We start from the raw sequence: 1,908 nt of genomic DNA, 5'->3' as shown, positions 1-1,908 counted from the left end.
ACTAAATCATGATAAAATAAATGAAATATTTTCAGTGTTTTGATCTTTTACAAGGAGTGTTTTCCATGAAAGTGAATGAAATCTTAACGATTCCACATTTAGCAGGAATGACGATGATCGCCGGTGAATCTGGAACAGGACGTGAAGTGGAATCAGTCAATATGATGGATGCACCCGATATTATTCCATTCCTACATGAGAATGAATTTCTTATCACAACCGCTTATCATTTCAAAGATCAGCCCAATAAGCTAATTGAGCTGATTCAAGCGATGGATGATCAAAGGTGTGCTGGACTAGCGATCAAGACGAAACGCTTTCTAGAAAAAGTACCAGCAGAAGCTATAAATCTGGCAAACGAGCTAGCTTTCCCCATTATTGAACTCCCTTTAGAATTATCACTTGGCGAGATTGTTAATCATACATTACGAGCAATACTAGATCAACGGGCTGCTGAATTGACGCTTGCATTAGAGACCCACAAGCAATTTACCAAGATCATTATGGAAGGGAAAGGGATTGAATTCTTACTTCAAGATTTATCTCAAGTGATCGGGCGGCCTGTTCAATTAATTGATCAGCATTTCAAGCCGATTTATCAACCTATGACGAACCTAGACTTTCCCTTAATTCTGGATGGTCTCAACATACCTTCTTTGATGACTTCTCCCATTTCCATGTCAGTCCGATCCACGAAACAGAGCTGTACTTTATTCCCTGTACACATCAGTGAAAGGAAAAAAGGATTTCTTATGATTATAGGGGAGATTGAGAAAACCGATCATCTAATTTCATTAACGATAGAACAAGCAACCAATGTAATCTCGTTTGCACTCATGAAGGAACACGCACTACGACAGCAAGAACGAAGTATACGAAATGATTTCTTCCTTCATTTTTCAGACGGTACGTTTTCATCTCAAGAGGAAATCATTGGTCGAGCAGCGGAGTTTTCATTAAAAAATGAACAGAGGTATATTTGCGCAGTTGGTAAAATCGACAAGGACGACCATCACCCTAGCTTTACCGAGCACCTTGAAAAAGTAGATGATATTTATGATTTTATCGAAGGGGAAGTCTCTGTTATAACTCCCTCCATCCACTTTTTCACAAAAGGTGAAACTTCCATTCTTTTATTTGAAATTCAAGAAACACTCGGGGCGACAAGTACTTACTGTGAATCGACCTTACTTCATCTTCAGGAAAAAGTTTCTACTTACTTCGGGAATACGATTTCCTTTGGTGTAAGTAATTTAACTCATACCTTTCTTGATGTTAAAAATGCTTACAAAGATGCTGTAGACGCCTTATCACAGGGGGAGCTTTCAAAGAAAACATCCTATATCCAAACGTATCATACCAAGGATGTCATGGAATTATTGCGGATGGTTCCCCAAGTTGAGTTGAAGAATTTTTATACATTTGCCCTAAGCCGATTGGCAGATACAAAAGGTGAAGATGAACAGACACTGTTAGACACGTTGTCTGTCTATTTAGAAACCCATTGCCAAATTTCTGAAACAGCCAAACGGTTATTTGTCCATCGGAACACGGTCATTTATCGGATTGAAAAGTGTGAAGAAATTCTCGGAAAAAGCTTAAAGGATTCAGAAGCAACCATGCAAATTAGACTTGCCTTACGGATTAGGTCCCTTTTAGAAACATAAAGAAATATTTAATCAACTCAGGGCTTGTTCCATCACTTGTATGCCCTTGGGGTAATCAAGTTCTTCAATTCACAGTGAAAACTTCATACCAATTAACTAACAAAAACCTCAGAATTAACACTCTGAGCGTTAATGTTTTTGTTTAACTAAATATCTAACATTAAAAAGAGTCTATTTCCTTAAAGGAAATAGACATCGATTGCACCTGTTATTAAAAATTAAGGGCTGTGTTAAACTTGTC

The 1,908-nt window shown here is 37.7% G+C and carries 1 protein-coding gene; it reads left to right on the top strand.

All coding sequences use genetic code 11. The features are described 5' to 3' along the window. The first annotated feature begins 65 nt into the window (after positions 1-65). A complete protein-coding gene (locus tag V7659_RS28315; RefSeq protein WP_335543393.1) occupies positions 66-1,667 on the top strand; it encodes a PucR family transcriptional regulator in 1,602 nt (533 codons plus the stop codon). Positions 1,668-1,908: the final 241 nt, after the last annotated feature.

It is taken from the genome of Neobacillus drentensis, assembly GCF_036966985.1.
GTDB lineage: Bacteria > Bacillota > Bacilli > Bacillales > Cytobacillaceae > Neobacillus > Neobacillus drentensis_E.
This window is presented reverse-complemented; position numbering and strand designations above follow the sequence as displayed.

Coding starts and splice junctions, on each gene's coding strand:
- V7659_RS28315 (WP_335543393.1), top strand. CDS start 66: ATGAAAGTGAATGAAATCTTAACGATTCCACATTTAGCAGGAATGACG.